This is a genomic window from Roseburia sp. AF15-21 (genome assembly GCF_003479505.1).
Lineage (GTDB): Bacteria > Bacillota > Clostridia > Lachnospirales > Lachnospiraceae > Roseburia_C > Roseburia_C amylophila.
Map to the genome: position 1 here is coordinate 1 of NZ_QUHG01000017.1, position 15,240 is coordinate 15,240.

At 41.5% G+C, this 15,240-nt stretch carries 11 protein-coding genes; all 11 read left to right on the plus strand.

The genetic code is table 11. The annotated features are described in order from the left end of the window. The first annotated feature begins 312 nt into the window (after window positions 1–312). The 11 genes from DWW33_RS15060 (at window position 313) to DWW33_RS15110 (ending at window position 15,119) form a co-directional block, all read left to right on the plus strand. Window positions 313–549 carry a hypothetical protein gene (locus DWW33_RS15060; RefSeq protein ID WP_117699318.1) on the plus strand — a complete coding sequence of 79 codons (237 nt, stop codon included), beginning with the start codon at window positions 313–315 and terminating at the stop codon, window positions 547–549. Window positions 550–840: 291 nt separating this feature from the next. Next, a complete protein-coding gene (locus DWW33_RS15065) occupies window positions 841–1,716 on the plus strand; it encodes a hypothetical protein (protein WP_117699317.1) in 876 nt (291 codons plus the stop codon). Between the two features lie 94 nt (window positions 1,717–1,810). Next, complete coding sequence (locus tag DWW33_RS15070; RefSeq protein ID WP_117699316.1) at window positions 1,811–2,353, plus strand: DUF3877 family protein; 543 nt, start codon at window positions 1,811–1,813, stop codon at window positions 2,351–2,353. A 191-nt stretch (window positions 2,354–2,544) separates the two neighbouring features. Next, window positions 2,545–3,138, plus strand: a complete 594-nt coding sequence (locus DWW33_RS15075; protein WP_118639799.1) for a ribonuclease H1 domain-containing protein — start codon at window positions 2,545–2,547, stop codon at window positions 3,136–3,138. A gap of 43 nt (window positions 3,139–3,181) precedes the next feature. Beyond that, complete coding sequence (locus tag DWW33_RS15080; RefSeq protein ID WP_118172687.1) at window positions 3,182–4,192, plus strand: LacI family DNA-binding transcriptional regulator; 1,011 nt, start codon at window positions 3,182–3,184, stop codon at window positions 4,190–4,192. 1 nt (window position 4,193) lies between these two features. Continuing rightward, window positions 4,194–7,622, plus strand: a complete 3,429-nt coding sequence (gene addB, locus DWW33_RS15085) for a helicase-exonuclease AddAB subunit AddB (RefSeq protein WP_118639800.1) — start codon at window positions 4,194–4,196, stop codon at window positions 7,620–7,622. Window positions 7,623–7,625: 3 nt separating this feature from the next. Beyond that, complete coding sequence (gene addA / locus DWW33_RS15090; protein ID WP_118639801.1) at window positions 7,626–11,243, plus strand: helicase-exonuclease AddAB subunit AddA; 3,618 nt, start codon at window positions 7,626–7,628, stop codon at window positions 11,241–11,243. 533 nt (window positions 11,244–11,776) lie between these two features. Beyond that, complete coding sequence (locus DWW33_RS15095; RefSeq protein WP_243088690.1) at window positions 11,777–12,382, plus strand: Maf family protein; 606 nt, start codon at window positions 11,777–11,779, stop codon at window positions 12,380–12,382. Window positions 12,383–12,400: 18 nt separating this feature from the next. After that, entirely contained in the window at window positions 12,401–12,661 is a 261-nt protein-coding gene (locus tag DWW33_RS15100) for a glyoxalase (RefSeq protein WP_117947628.1), read from the plus strand. A 17-nt stretch (window positions 12,662–12,678) separates the two neighbouring features. After that, window positions 12,679–14,082 carry an NAD(P)/FAD-dependent oxidoreductase gene (locus DWW33_RS15105; RefSeq protein WP_118172683.1) on the plus strand — a complete coding sequence of 468 codons (1,404 nt, stop codon included), beginning with the start codon at window positions 12,679–12,681 and terminating at the stop codon, window positions 14,080–14,082. Between the two features lie 47 nt (window positions 14,083–14,129). Next, on the plus strand, window positions 14,130–15,119 hold the full coding sequence (locus DWW33_RS15110; protein ID WP_118639803.1) for a peptidylprolyl isomerase: 990 nt from the start codon (window positions 14,130–14,132) through the stop codon (window positions 15,117–15,119). Window positions 15,120–15,240 lie beyond the last annotated feature (121 nt).

Genomic DNA, 15,240 nt, shown 5'->3' on the forward strand with positions numbered 1-15,240 from the left:
AGAACTCAAGGCTGCTTTTTCGTTTACACCAACTCCGATTGTTTCCTTAACAGTTTGTCAATTACAGGAGACATTGAAAGAGCCAGTCCATTCAAGGTGCTGGCTTTTTCAAAATTCAAATTTAATAAATTGCACGACAACTTAGAGTAAAAAAGAATACCCATTAGTAAGAAATGAATAGAAAATGAATAAAAGTGTGGGAAAGCGAATAAAAATGAGTTAGTATGCATCAGACACACTTTTGTAAAAAGGGAGAAATTCAATTGGAAATACTATTTGAAGAAGTAGAATATATAGATGAGGTGAGCACATATGGAACAGGAAACACAGGAGCAAACTAATAAGTTTAATAATAAAATCTATTATATTCTTCCAGAGTTTTCAGGTAAGAATGTTCCTATTATAGAAGTTGCTAAACTAATGGGAAAAGACCAGCAGTTTATTCGGCAGGGAATAATAAGGGGGATTTTGCCGATTGGAGTTGCATTTAAGAAAACAATCCCAAATGGTAGTTATGAAGGGAAAGAATCATCTCAATACGATTTTTAAGTTAGCCCAAAATTATTATGGGAATATATTGGAATAATTTATAAAGAATAATATAAAAGTAATACAGGAGAGGTTATTGTGTGCCACCACCAAAAGTTAGGTTTCAAATCTAACGATTGGTGGCTGTTTTTTGCTAAATATAACTACAGAGTATATACCACAATTATCTTTCTATTAACTCCTTGCACTTCCCCTTCATCTACGGTATAATCGTAAAGTCCGTGTGCAACCAATCGCATGCGGGGATAAGAATGAATATATTGTGTTATGGATAGAGTGAAGGAGCAGGAAATGAAGAAGAAAATATGGGCGGCAGCTTTGATTTGCATTGTCGTATTAGGAATGCTGGATGGATGCGGACCAAAGGAGAAAGATACAGACAAGGAAGCAGCAGGAAATACAGAAACAGAAGCAGTGGAAGGGCTCCATGCCACAGAGACGGAGACAGAGGCACAGGGAAATCTTAAGGAAGATACCTGGTATGTTTTATCCGGTATGTATCAGCACAAAATGGAAACCGAAGAGAATACCGCTGTGATAAAAAATGTCAATGTATACAATATGGCAGGAACCATGGATGGTGAGACCTTTGTGCAGGCATCTGATTTTACCAATCATTTAAATCAGGCGGAGTATGAGATAAGCTGGAATCGTACTGAGGCAGACGAAGAAGGAAATACAGTTTATACGGTTACTTTATCTGCAAAGATTCCGTGGAATGGCATACAGACGGATGCAGAAGCTTATATCGAATATGAAGACATCAGCCTCGTGGATGCAACTACCGGAATGGTGTTGCCGCAGCATGTAGCTGCAACAGACAGTTCCATGGCTATGATGGCAGAAGTGGCTTGTGCCGGCACAACATATCAGGTGGCAGCCACAGAAGATACAGAGACAACATTTGGTGACTGGATGGTAGAGGATGGCAGTGAGTATCCGATGGTGACTTACTATGAAATAAAAGAGACTTATAAAGTAACAGCACCGGCAGAATATAAGGGACTGCTGTTCGTATTACAGACACAGCGTACCGCAGAAGAATATGAAAATGGAATTGTAAAGGGTCTTGGAACAGATGAAGCACATACATATGATGGCACAATCAATGATGGAAGTGTGGCAATTGAGTTAGACCGGGATTATGAGTATATCAATGCAGAATAGAAACTGAGCAAAGTGGGCAAAGCTTACTTTGTATCAGCATGAAACAGGATCGTCGAAAGGTGGTTCTGTTTTTCCACGTTTAAAGGAGCATACAATGGATTATAGCAGATTAGAAAAAGGAATTATGGATTTCATACAGGAGGAGCAGGTAAAGCTTGGATACCGGAAAGAAAAAATCCGGTTATATTATCCTTTAAGTTCCTTAAAACATTTCTTAGGAGAAGAAGTGGGTGGAAAATCAACGGAAGAATTGGAAAAAGAATTTTATGAAGCAGCAGGAATACGACTTGGCAGAGTAGAAATCAGCAGAAACAAGGACCGCTTTTGTTTTGTAGTGCCGGAAGAAGGCACGGAATATGTGCATGAAAAAAGAAGTGGAAATTCTTTTATTAAAAAGCTGGTGGCTCTGCTGCAGACACATCCTTGCACCATAGAGGATATCCATAAGCTGTTCTTAGGAACCGGCGAGAAGATACATTTTGAGAAAATTGAGACAGAGGATTTTGACTATTTCATTTATTTTGAAAGCGGAGAGGATTCCTATTATTATTGCTTTAAGGACGAAGGCTGCCATATCATCTATCATCGTTTTATGCCGGAGGATTACCGGGATTTGTTTTCTGACAACATAGAGTAAGCGAGGAAGAAAAAATGCAAAAGAAAATAAGCAGAGTCATTGCAGTATACAATCATTTCTTTGGAAAATATCGTTACGAATCCTAAGCTTGTCCTAGCCATTCGAAGGGAAAAATGGTAAAATAGAACTAATGATGTAAGTTAAGAAAAGAAGAAAATTCACAGAAATAAAAGATAGTAAGAGGAAGAAGAATGGCAGTAAAGTTTTATGCAGTCCGAAAAGGAAAGAAACCTGGTATTTATATGAGCTGGGATATGTGTAAGCAGCAGACCGCTGGCTTTTCCGGAGCGGAGTTTAAAAGTTTTCCGACGAAGGAAGCAGCAGAAGAATATATCGGTCAGAAGCAGCAGACAGTAGAAAAAGAGCCGGAAAATTATGCCTTTGTGGATGGCTCTTATAATATTGCAACTAAGGTATACGGATACGGCGGCTTTCTGATGGCAGATGGGAAAAGAGAAGTGCTGCAAGGCTCAGGCTCGGAAGAAGAAATGGCATCCATGCATAATGTGGCAGGAGAAGTATTAGGAAGTATGGCTGCCATTGAGAAGGCGGTGGAGCTTGGACTGGCAGAGCTTACGATATATTATGACTATATGGGCATTGAAATGTGGGCAACAGGAGCATGGAAACGGAATAAGACAGGAACCATTGCTTATTATGACTATATTCAGAGCATAAAGGATAAAATTACGCTTCATTTTGTAAAAGTAAAAGGGCACTCAGGGGTAGAAGGAAATGAAGAAGCAGACCGGCTGGCAAAAGAGGCAGTCGGAATTGAGCTATAGTATCTGCAGATGGGTGGATACGGGGATAAAAAGGAGGAAAGAAATGGTTTCATTAAAGGACGTGGCGAAGCGTTGCGGTGTCTCAACGGCAACAGTAAGTAAAGCGTTGAATGGACATAGTGATATAGGGGAGAAGACTAAGATACGGATTAAAGAAGCAGCACAGGAGATGGGATATTTTCCGAATGCGGCAGCAAGGGCATTAAAGACGAACCGTTCTTATAACTTAGGAGTACTTTTTAAAGAGGAGGCCGGAAGAGGGCTTACCCATGAATATTTCTCTGGCATCTTAAATGGATTTAAAGAAAAGGCGGAAGAATTAGGCTATGATATCACTTTTATTAATAATGAGCATGTGAATCATAAGATGTCATATCTTGAACACTGCAAATACCGGAATTTTGACGGAGTTGGAATTGTGTGTGCCAGGTTTGAGGAACCGGAGGTACAGGAACTTTTGCAGAGTAATATTCCGATTGTTACTGTAGATTATGTATATCACAACTGCACGGTTGTTTCTTCTAATAATGTAAAAGGGATGAATGAACTGGTACGTTATATTTATTCCAAGGGACACCGGAAAATTGCATACATTTATGGGGAAAAACATTCGGCTGTTACCAGAGATCGTCTGACCAGCTTTTTCCAGACAATGGAGAGCTTTAATCTGAATGTTCCGGATGACTACTTAAAGGAAGGAGAATATTTAGATACCAGGCTTGTGGCAAAGGCAACCAGGGAACTTTTAAATCTGCCTGACCCGCCGACCTGTATTCTCTACCCGGATGATACAGCATTAATTGGTGGGATTAATGTAATTGATGAAATGGGACTAAAAGTACCGGATGATATTTCTATTGCAGGTTTTGATGGAACAAAAGTATCCCAGATGATGAGTCCAAAGATTACGACTATACGGCAGAACACCAGAAAGATTGGGGAAGAGGCCGTAAAACGTCTGGTACAGAGAATCGAGCAGCCTAAGACAACGCTGGTGGAGCGTGTGATTATCAATGGAGAACTTTTGGTAGGAGAATCAGTAGGAGGAATCTGATATGGCACTGCAATTTGTACTGGGCAGTGCTGGAAGCGGAAAGTCAGGCTATGTATTCCGCAAAACAGTCAAAGAAGCTCAGAAGAATTTAAAGAAAAATTATTATGTAGTAGTACCGGAACAGTTCACGATGCAGACGCAGCGTGAACTTGTTCGGTTACAGGAAAAAAACAGTATTATGAATATAGATGTGGTCAGCTTCCAGCGACTGGCATATCGTATTTTCGACGAATTAGGAAAGACGAATATGGCAGTTTTAGAGGAGACCGGGAAAAACCTTGTATTGCGTAAGGTTGCCGAAGAGCGGATGGATGATTTATGTGTCATGCAGGGAAATATGAAAAAGATGGGATATATCAGTGAAGTGAAGTCCCTGATATCAGAACTGACACAGTATAATATCGATCCGGATACTTTGGAAACATTTATTGAAGAGCAGAATATGCCACCGGCATTTTCCTATAAACTGCAGGATATCCTGACCATGTACAGGGGTTTTCGAAGTGCAATTTCCGGGATGTATATTACTGCTGAAGAAGTTTTAGAAGCCTTCTGTGATATGGCAGAGGAATCAAAGCTTTTACAGGATGCCGTGCTGGTTTTCGATGGATTTACCGGATTTACACCGATTCAGAATAACGTGCTGTACCGCCTGATGGGAATTGTATCAGATATATATGTGACAGTAACCATTGACCCGGCAGAGGATATTTATTCCTATCATGATATGCAGGAGCTGTTTGCCATGAGTAAGAAGACTGTAGCCAGCCTAATGAAAATGGCAGAAGAGAAGCATTTTGAAGTAACAGAGCCGGTGGTATTAAAGAATCCCAAAGCTGACCGGTTCCGGGAGGCACCGGTACTACGGTTCTTAGAGCAGAATCTGTTCCGTACCAGACATCATAGCTACGAAAAGAAGGATGAGAAAGAAATCAAAGAAGGCATAGAGATTTTATCCCTGCCAAATCCAAGAAGAGAACTGCAGTATGCAGCAGAAGAGATTGCAAGGCTGGTGCATACCGGAGCATATCGCTACCGGGATTTTGCCATTATTTCCGGTGCCATAGAAGAGTATGGAAGCTATGTGCCGCAGATTATGGAGGAGTTTGGCATTCCGTTTTTCTTAGATACAACGAAAAATATTTTACTGCATCCATTTTTGGAATTTGTCCGGTCTCTTTTGCAGGTAATCGAGGACAATTTTTCAGAGGAAGCAATGTTCCGTTATTTGCGCTGCGGATTATCACAAATCAGTGAGGATGAGATTGACCTGCTGGAAAATTATGTACTGGCAGCAGGCATCCGTGGAAAGAAAAAATGGGAGGCAAGATTTATTTATACCACCCATGAGGTTGCGGAAGAAGATTTAGAAGCTTTAAATGAACTCCGGATCCGTGTAATGGAGCCATTTTCGGAATTGACGGCTGTATTTCATAAAAAAGGTGCTACCGTACGGGAATGCACGACAGCACTCTATCAGTTTATTGTGTCCTTACAGATAGAGCAGCAGTTAAAATACCGGGAGAATCAGTATAAAGAGGCGAAGGACTTAGCCAAGGCAAAGGAATATGCACAGATTTATCGCATTGTAATGGATATTTTGGATAAGATGGCAACGCTTCTGGGTGATGAAGTCATGGACATATCTGAATATGCCAAGGTCTTAGAGGCTGGCTTTGAAGCTGCCAAAGTAGGCGTGATTCCGGGTGGCTATGACTGCGTGATGATTGGTGATATTGAAAGAACCCGTCTTGATGATATAAAAGTATTATTTATCGTGGGAGTCAATGATGGTATTGTGCCAAAATCCGATAATCGTGGCGGCATCATTTCCCAGCTGGAAAGAGAAGAACTTGCAAAAAAACATATGGAACTGGCTCCTACAGCAAGGGAACGTGTCTTTATCCAGCGTTTTTACCTTTATCTTGCAGTGACAAAGCCATCGAAAAAACTTTATCTTACCTATGCAAGGGTAGGCAGTGATGGAAGTGTAAAGCGCCCGTCCTATTTTATTCATATGATAGAGGGACTGTTCCCGGGGTTAAAAGCAGAGCTGATAACGGGAGAACAGGTTGATGAAACACTGGTAACACCGGAGAGCAGCATGGCATTTCTGTTAGAGGGACTGTATCAGGAAGATGCCGGGTGGAATGATGAGAAGGAAGTACTCTGGCAGGCTTTGCTGCACTGGTATGAAGAGGAACCGGCATATCAGGAGCAGGTAAAAGCTATTCTTGATGCAGCAGAGCTTAAATATCATGCAGAGCCAATCAGCCGGGCTGTGGCAAAGGCTCTTTATGGAAATGAGTTAAAGAACAGTGTTACGCGGCTGGAACAGTATGCAGCCTGTGCCTGTGCCCATTTCCTGACTTATGGACTGCGTTTACGGGAACGGGAACTCTTTGAATTCCGTATGGCGGATATGGGAAATATCTATCATCAGGCATTGGAAAATTATAGCCGGTATCTGAAAGAATCATCCTTTAGCTGGTTTGATATTACAGAAGAAGCACAAAAACAGCTTATGGAGCGGGCAATGGAAGAAGCAATTGCTTCCAGTGGAAATGCAGCCATGGCAGATACAGCGGCAAACCGTTATCAGGTAGCAAAGATGAAAAAGATTTTTGCACGGACCATCTGGGCACTGACCAGCCAGATTCGTCAGGGAAAATTTGAACCATCGCAGTTTGAGGTGGGATTTTCCTATGCGGATGATTTAAATGCAGTGAATTTTAAACTCAGTGAAGAAGAGCATATGCGGCTCCAGGGAAGAATTGACCGTATTGATACTTATGAAGACAAAGATAAGTTATATGTAAAGATTATTGATTATAAATCCGGTAATACCGGTTTTGAACTGCTATCTTTGTATCATGGACTGAAGCTTCAGCTTGTGGTTTATATGAATGCAGCAATGGAATTATTTGCAAAGCAAAATCCGGCAAAAGAGGTAGTGCCGGCAGGTATGTTCTACTATCATATTGATGATCCGATGGTGGAAGGAACCGGTAGTGAATCTGAAGAAGAGATTCGAAGAAAGATATTGGAAAATTTACGTCTGGATGGAGTGGTAAATACAGAGGATGATATTTACCGTGCCATGGATGTGGAACTTTCCGGTAAATCCAATGTCCTTCCGATTTCTGTAAATAAGGACGGAACGGTGCGAAAGAGCGATAAGGCTGTGGACAAGGAAGAATTTAGGCTGATTGCGGATTATGCCAGCTATCGGATTGCAGAAGCTGGAAATGCTATTTTAAAGGGAAATACAGAGGTGAATCCGTATCTTTTAAAGAACCGGAGCAGCTGTGATTATTGTCCATATGCTGCGGTCTGTGGATTTGATAAAAAAATTCCGGGATATGAAGTAAGGCGGTTGGAAGAATTATCTTCCGAGGAAATCTATGAACGCATGAAGGAGGTTTTTTAAAAAATGGGAATGACATGGACAAAAGAACAGCAGCAGGTCATTGATTTAAGAAACCGTAATATCTTAGTGTCTGCGGCAGCAGGTTCCGGAAAGACAGCCGTACTGGTAGAGAGAATCAAAGAGCTGGTATTGGATAAGAAGCATCCGGTAGATATTGACCATCTTCTGGTGGTAACCTTCACCAATGCGGCGGCAGCCCAGATGAAAGAGCGTGTAGCAAAAGCCTTGGAAAAGGCATTGCAGGAGAATCCTTCCGATGTGAGATTACAGCAGCAGGCTGCACTGGTGCAGAATGCGCAGATTACTACCATAGACAGTTTCTGCCTTTATGTGCTTCGGAATCATTTTCATGAAATCGGTCTGGAGCCGAATTTCAGGATTGGAGATGAAGGCGAGTTAAAACTTCTTCGGGAAGATGTAATGACCGGATTGTTTGAACAGTGTTATGAAGAAAAACATCCGGGGTTTTTGCATCTCATTTCCTGTTATGGAACCAGCAGAAGTGATGCACCAGTGCGGGATATGATTTTTAAACTTTATTCCTATGCACAGAGTTATCCATGGCCGAAGCAGTGGCTTCGGGAAGCGTTAAGCTGCTATGAGATAAAAACAGAGCAGGAATTAGAACAGGCGCCTTTTATTGAAATGACGGTAGAATATGGGAAGCAGATGGTAAAGGGCTATTTAGAGCAGGCAGAGCATTATCTTGAGCTTTGTCAGGATGCAGACGGTCCTTACATGTATGAGGATGCCTGTGAGCAGGATGCAGAGCTGATGGAAGAATTGCTTTCCTGCGATACTTATCAGGCTTTTTATGAAGAATTAGGAAAATGTAAATTTGCAACATTAGGCAGGGCAAAGGATTATATCGGAAGTCCGGAAAAGCAGGAGCAGGTAAAGGCAGAACGTAAGAAGCTTAAGGATGGAATCGGAAAGTTAAAAAGTGACTGCTTTGCCCTTACTTTTCAGGAAATCTTAGAGCAGCTCACTCTGGTACAGCCATCAGCAGAAGCGTTAGCTGAAGTGACAGAGCGTTTTATCGATGCTTTTTCGGCAAGAAAACAGGATAAAAATCTGGTGGATTTCTCAGACCTTGAGCATTTTGCATTAGAGATATTGGTAGAGGAAGAGACCGGGAAACCAACGGAGACTGCAAAGGAATTTCAGAATGCCTATGAAGAAATTATGATCGATGAGTATCAGGACAGTAATTATGTGCAGGAGACGATTCTCCGGGCAATTTCAAGAGAGGCTGTGGGACAGAATAACCTCTTTATGGTAGGAGATGTAAAACAGAGTATTTACCGTTTCCGTCTGGCGAGACCGGAGCTTTTCATGGAAAAGTTTGACACCTACGAGACAACAGATGCACCCTGTCAGCGGATTGATTTGCATAAGAACTTCCGAAGCAGAGACAGCGTGCTTACTTTTACCAATGATATTTTCTATCAGATTATGAAACGGAATCTCGGTGGTGTGGATTATACCGGTGAGGCGGCATTGTATTGTGGTGCAGATTATCCGGCGGGCGAGAAAGAGGATGCTTTTGACAGTGAGATTCTTCTTACAACTACACAGGAACTGGAAGAGGGAACAAAACAGCAGATTTTAAAACAGGAACTGGAAGCAAAATTAATTGCAGACCGGATTCGGAAGATGGTAGGCAAAGAAGAAGTGGTAGACGAAGAAACCGGAGAATTCCGGAAAGTCCGCTATGGCGATATTGTAATTTTACTGCGTAGTTTAAGTGAATGGGCGGACCTTTTTGCAGAGGTTTTAAATGCCAATGGAATTCCGGCACATACGGTTTCAAGAACCGGATATTTTTCCACATTAGAAATCAGGACGGTATTAAATTATCTTAGGATATTAGATAATCCAAGACAGGATATTCCACTGGCAGCAGTATTAAAATCCCCAATGGCAGGTCTTTCCGATGAGCAGCTTGCAAGACTCCGGTTACTGGCAGAGGACAAGCCGTATCATCAGTGCGTAAAGATGTTTTTGGAAGCGGAAGAAGAGCTGACAGAAAAAGAATCAACAGCGGATGAAGACATGCGGGCAAAATTAAAACGTTTTTCCGAAACATATAAAAAACTTCGTAGACAGACCATGGATATACCAATGCACGAACTGCTGCAGAAGGTATTGAAAGAAACGGGGTATGCCAGATATGCATCGGCATTGCCGGCGGGCAGACAGAGACTTGCAAATCTTCATATGCTGTCAGAAAAAGCCATTGCCTATGAGAAAACCAGTTATCATGGACTTTATCATTTTATAAGATATATTGATGAGCTGCAGAAGTATGATGTGGACTTTGGGGAAGCAGAACTTGTGGGAGAAAATGAGGATGCCGTAAATATTATGAGTATCCACAAGAGTAAAGGACTGGAATTTCCGGTCTGCTTTGTCAGTGGAATGGGCAAATCCTTTAATAAGCAGGACAGCCGCAGCAAGATGATTCTGCATCCGAACCTTGGTGTTGGACTTGATATTATAGAGGAAGACAGGCGGATAAAAGTACCTGCATTTTTTAAGAAGGTAATTGCAAGGCAGACAGAATTAGAAAGCCTTGGCGAGGAGCTTCGTGTCTTATATGTGGCATTTACAAGAGCCAAAGAAAAATTAATTATAACCGGTTATATCAAGGATGAAGAAATGCTGCAGCAGATAAGAGAAATTTATTGCGGAAGTAACCGAAAAGCACTTAATTTTAAGGAGCGGGCAGAAGCAAAGACCTTCCTGGAGTGGATCCTTCCGGCGGCAGCCGCCAGTGGCAGTTGGGACAAGGTTTCCTATGTGACACCATGGAGCATGTTAGAGGACGAGGCGGCGCATCAGATAACAGAGCATGTGTCATTGAGGCAGCGTGTGCAGCAGGCGGAGAAAGTTTCGGATACTCTGTATGAAAAGATAAAGGAACAGTTATCCTATCAGTATCCGCACCCGGATGCCATTCATCTGGTGACAAAATATTCTGTATCGGAATTAAAACACCGGGCAATGAGGGAGCTTGCAGCAAAGGAAGAAGAGGATGTTACACCGAAATTCTTAGAAGAAGTATCTACCCCATATGTCCCGGCATTTATGGAAGGAAAAGCAGAAGTAAATCAGGGAGCACTGCGTGGAACAGCCATGCATCGTCTGATGGAATGTTATGATTTTACGAAAATGCCGGATCGTTCCGATGAATTTGCAGAAAATATAAAAAAGCAGTTGACAGGACTGGTACAAATGGGTAAAGTATCTGAGGATATGCAAAAATTAATCCGTATACCATCCGTGGAATTATTCTTAAAATCGCAGCTTGCACCCCGTATGAAAGCAGCTGCAATGCGGGATGATTTGTTCCGTGAGAAGCCGTTTGTCATGGGAAATCATGAGATGGAAGAAGAGATGGTTTTAATCCAGGGAATCATAGATGTTTTCTGGGTGGAAGAAGATGGAATCGTACTGCTTGATTATAAGACAGACCGGGTAGACAGTGCCACAAGGCTGCGGGATATGTATAAAGAACAGCTGGATTTATATGCAGAAGCGTTAGAACGGATATTCCCGCTTCCGGTGAAGGAGAAGTATCTTTATTCCTTCCGGCTGAATCAGGCAATTGAAGTATAAGGTGTCATAAGTGATGGGAGGGAAAAAGTTTTTATAGGAAAGGCTTTTGTTTGAAGGCATTTGCTTTAACCTTTGAAATGCCGAAGTTCTAAGGCATATGTTTTCCTTTTTTCTATAAATACAGTCTTTCCAATGTTTGACAGACACATTGCACGGTTCGCTGCCTGCGGATACATGAATAGGCTTGTTAGGGGCACTTAGAATTTCGTCTGCAACCAGGCAACGCTGGTACAGGGATGTACCAGCGAGGCACAGATGAACACGGATGTGAATTTGTGCCGGTTGCCAGACGAAGTTCATATATTAGCCGAAATTCTTAGTGCCCCTTACAGGCGTATGCGGTATCCGCAGACAACGGACAGTGCGACGTGTCGGTCCAAGCAACGGAAAGACAGTTTATCATCAAGGAAAACATACGCCTAAGAACTACTGGTATTTCAATGAAAAAAGCAAATGTTCTCCAAACAAAACCTTTTCCGGTAAACTTTTTCATCCACTCACTTATAATATACCGGAACACAAGGAGAAAAAACGTGAAAATAATTTTAGCATCAGCTTCCCCACGAAGAAAAGAACTCTTAGAGCAGCTTGGACTTACCTTTCTGGTATTTCCGGCACAGGGAGAAGAAAAGCAGATGGGAGATACGCCTTCTGAGATTGTCATGAATCTGGCGAAGCAGAAAGCGGGAGAGATTTATGAGAAGATGATAGAAGCCAAAGTAGGAGAACAGGACAGTCTGGTAATCGGAGCAGATACCGTCGTGGTAAAGGATGGCAAAGTGCTGGGTAAACCGAAGAACCGGGAGGATGCATTTACAATGTTAAAGGGACTTTCCGGCAGCACCCATGAAGTCTATACCGGAGTGTCACTTTGGATGCGGGAGGATGGAAAGAAAGTACAATACAGTTTTTATGAATGTACGAAAGTAACCATGTATCCGGTTACAGATGAGGAACTGAACCGCTATATAGATACCGGGGAACCAATGGATAAAGCAGGTGCATATGGAATTCAGGGAAAAGCAGCTGCGTTTATCGAAAAAATCGAAGGTGATTACAATAATGTAGTAGGTCTGCCGATTGCCCGGATTTATCAGGAATTAAAACAATTAGGTATTGATGTATATAAATTTTCATAAAACAGGAGGAAAGAATAAATGGAATATGATGAGGTATGTCTGAATTACTTTTTAAAACATCAGTCACAGTTATTTGATGAAAATGTGGCAGAAAGTTTAGAGGAGGCAGAAGCGTTTTTAGAGGACTGTATGGCAGTTATCTGTGACAGCATCAAAGAAGTAAAACAGTTCTTAGACGAAAGCGGTGCGGATGTATCCGGAATGAGCAATCATGAAATTGAAGAAGCAGAAGAAGTTTTTTCACTGCCGGATGGCAGATATCTGGTTGTGGAAGCATAAATGAAAGGGGATTTTATATGAATAATAACTATGATGTAATTATTATCGGTGCAGGTCCGTCCGGAATTTTCTGTGCCTATGAATTAAAGGAAAAGAGACCGGATTTAAAGGTTCTCATGATAGAAAAGGGAAGAAGCATTGAGAAACGTCAGTGTCCGAAACGTAAGACAAAGGTCTGCGTAGGATGCCAGCCATGCTCAATTACAACCGGATTTGCCGGAGCGGGAGCATTCTCAGATGGTAAATTATCATTATCACCGGATGTAGGTGGCAATCTGCCGGAAATCTTAGGATATGAAGAAGCATTATCCTTAATTAAAGAATCGGATGATATTTATCTGAAATTCGGTGCAGACACCAATGTCTATGGTGTGGATAAGGAAAAAGAAATCCGCGAGATTCGTAGAAAAGCAATCAATGCCAACTTAAAATTAATCGAGTGTCCGATTCGTCATCTTGGAACAGAAGAAGGATATAAGATTTATGCACGCCTGCAGAAGCATTTGTTAGACCTTGGTGTGGAGATTCTCTTTAATACCATGGTAGCAGATATTCTGGTAGAAGATAATGCCGTAACCGGTGTTGTAACTGAAAAGGGAGATACATATTATGCGAAAGAAATCATTTCTGCAGTAGGACGTGAAGGCGCAGACTGGTTCTCACATATCTGTAAGGAAAAAGAGATTGAAACCAAGGTAGGTACGGTTGATATCGGTGTCCGTGTGGAAGTGCGTGATGAGGTTATGGATTTCTTAAATACAAACCTTTATGAAGCAAAACTGGTTTATCATACACCAACCTTTGACGATAAAGTGCGTACTTTCTGCACAAACCCATCCGGTGAAGTAGCAACCGAATATTATGATGACGGACTTGCGGTTGTAAATGGACATGCTTACAAGTCGAAAGATATGAAAACAAATAATACCAACTTTGCATTGCTGGTATCCAAGAACTTTACCAAGCCATTTAAGACTCCGATTGAGTATGGTAAGCAGATTGCACAGCTTTCCAACATGCTTTGTGATGGCAAAATTTTAGTACAGACATTTGGTGACTTTAAGCGGGGCAGAAGAACTACAGAGGAACGCCTGGCGAGAAACAATCTGATTCCAACCTTAAAGGATGCAGTGCCGGGAGATTTATCACTGGTATTTCCACATCGTATTATGGTAGATATCGAAGAAATGTTAGAGGCACTGGATAAGGTTACACCTGGTATTGCCAGTGATGAAACATTACTTTATGGTGTAGAAGTAAAATTCTATTCCAATAAAGTTGTTGTCAGCAAAGATTTTGAAACCAGCATTAAAGGTCTGCGTGCCATCGGTGATGGTGCAAGCGTAACCAGAGGATTACAGCAGGCATCTGCAAACGGAATCAGCGTGGCAAGAAGTATATTAAAGAGTCTTGAAGCATAAAAACATACCAAAGAATTGGTTTTCGAATAAGAAAAGGAAGAAAATTCATGGGACGAAAGAGTAAAATTGCCGCAGTGGTCTTAAGCATTTCCGTATTTCTTGGTGGATGCAGTCTTGGAAAAACTGACATTGTATTTACAACAGGCTTATCTGCTAATGAAGTTTTTAAGATAGAGCATGAAAAGGTATCTTTGGCAGAAGCCAAGGTATATCTTTGTAACTACCAGAATCTATATGGAAATGTCTATGGAATCGATTTGTGGGAACAGCAGTATCAGACCGATGATTTAGAGCAGTATGTGAAGGACGTTACATTATCGGAAATGACCCGGGTAATCTGCATGGACCAGCTGGCAGAGCAGAAGGAAATTACTTTAAGTAAAGAGGAAAAGATCAATCTGAAGCTGGCTGCAAAAGAATATTATGAGTCATTGAATGAAGAGGAAAAAAGTTATATGGATGTCAGTGAGGCAACCATAGAGAAACTCTATGAGAATTATGCACTGGCAAGCAAGGTGTATACATCTTTAACAACCGGTGTCAATGAGGAAGTCAGTGATGATGAAGCAAGGGTCATGGAAGCACAGCAGATTTATGTAAAGGATCAGAACCGTGCAGGAGAGGTGGCATCCAGACTGGCAAATGGAGAGGATTTCCGGACAGTAGCAGCAGATTATAATGAGGCTGCCCAGATTGATATTACCTTTGGAAGAGATGAGATGCCAAAGGAAGTAGAGGATATTGCATTTAACTTAAATGATGATGAAATATCAGAAAGCATTGCGACAGAGGATGGTTATTATTTTATCAAGTGCATCAATAAATTCAATCAGGAACTGACGGATGCAAATAAGGCTAAGATTGTTAAGAAGCGTGAGAAAGAAGCGTTTAATGACGAATATGATGCTTTTGTGGCAGACTTATCTTCGAGCCTCAATGAAAAAGCCTGGGATGAACTGGAACTTAAAACAGACGGAACCATAACTACCAACAGTTTTTTTGAAGTGCTGGATAAGTATTATCAGTTAGAAGAGTAGAACAATAGTAGAAAAAATCTACAGAATCTGCCGCTGGCAACTATAAAAGGGAATCTGATGAAATGTACCGACCCCTAAAAGTTAGACCAAAAAATCTAACGATTGGAGGTCGGTATTTTTA

Bases quoted from the DNA above. Each gene is read 5' to 3' on its own strand.
- DWW33_RS15060 (WP_117699318.1), top strand. From the start codon at position 313: ATGGAACAGGAAACACAGGAGCAAACTAATAAGTTTAATAATAAAATC.
- DWW33_RS15065 (WP_117699317.1), top strand. From the start codon at position 841: ATGAAGAAGAAAATATGGGCGGCAGCTTTGATTTGCATTGTCGTATTA.
- DWW33_RS15070 (WP_117699316.1), top strand. From the start codon at position 1,811: ATGGATTATAGCAGATTAGAAAAAGGAATTATGGATTTCATACAGGAG.
- DWW33_RS15075 (WP_118639799.1), top strand. From the start codon at position 2,545: ATGGCAGTAAAGTTTTATGCAGTCCGAAAAGGAAAGAAACCTGGTATT.
- DWW33_RS15080 (WP_118172687.1), top strand. From the start codon at position 3,182: ATGGTTTCATTAAAGGACGTGGCGAAGCGTTGCGGTGTCTCAACGGCA.
- addB (WP_118639800.1), top strand. From the start codon at position 4,194: ATGGCACTGCAATTTGTACTGGGCAGTGCTGGAAGCGGAAAGTCAGGC.
- addA (WP_118639801.1), top strand. From the start codon at position 7,626: ATGGGAATGACATGGACAAAAGAACAGCAGCAGGTCATTGATTTAAGA.
- DWW33_RS15100 (WP_117947628.1), top strand. From the start codon at position 12,401: ATGGAATATGATGAGGTATGTCTGAATTACTTTTTAAAACATCAGTCA.
- DWW33_RS15105 (WP_118172683.1), top strand. From the start codon at position 12,679: ATGAATAATAACTATGATGTAATTATTATCGGTGCAGGTCCGTCCGGA.
- DWW33_RS15110 (WP_118639803.1), top strand. From the start codon at position 14,130: ATGGGACGAAAGAGTAAAATTGCCGCAGTGGTCTTAAGCATTTCCGTA.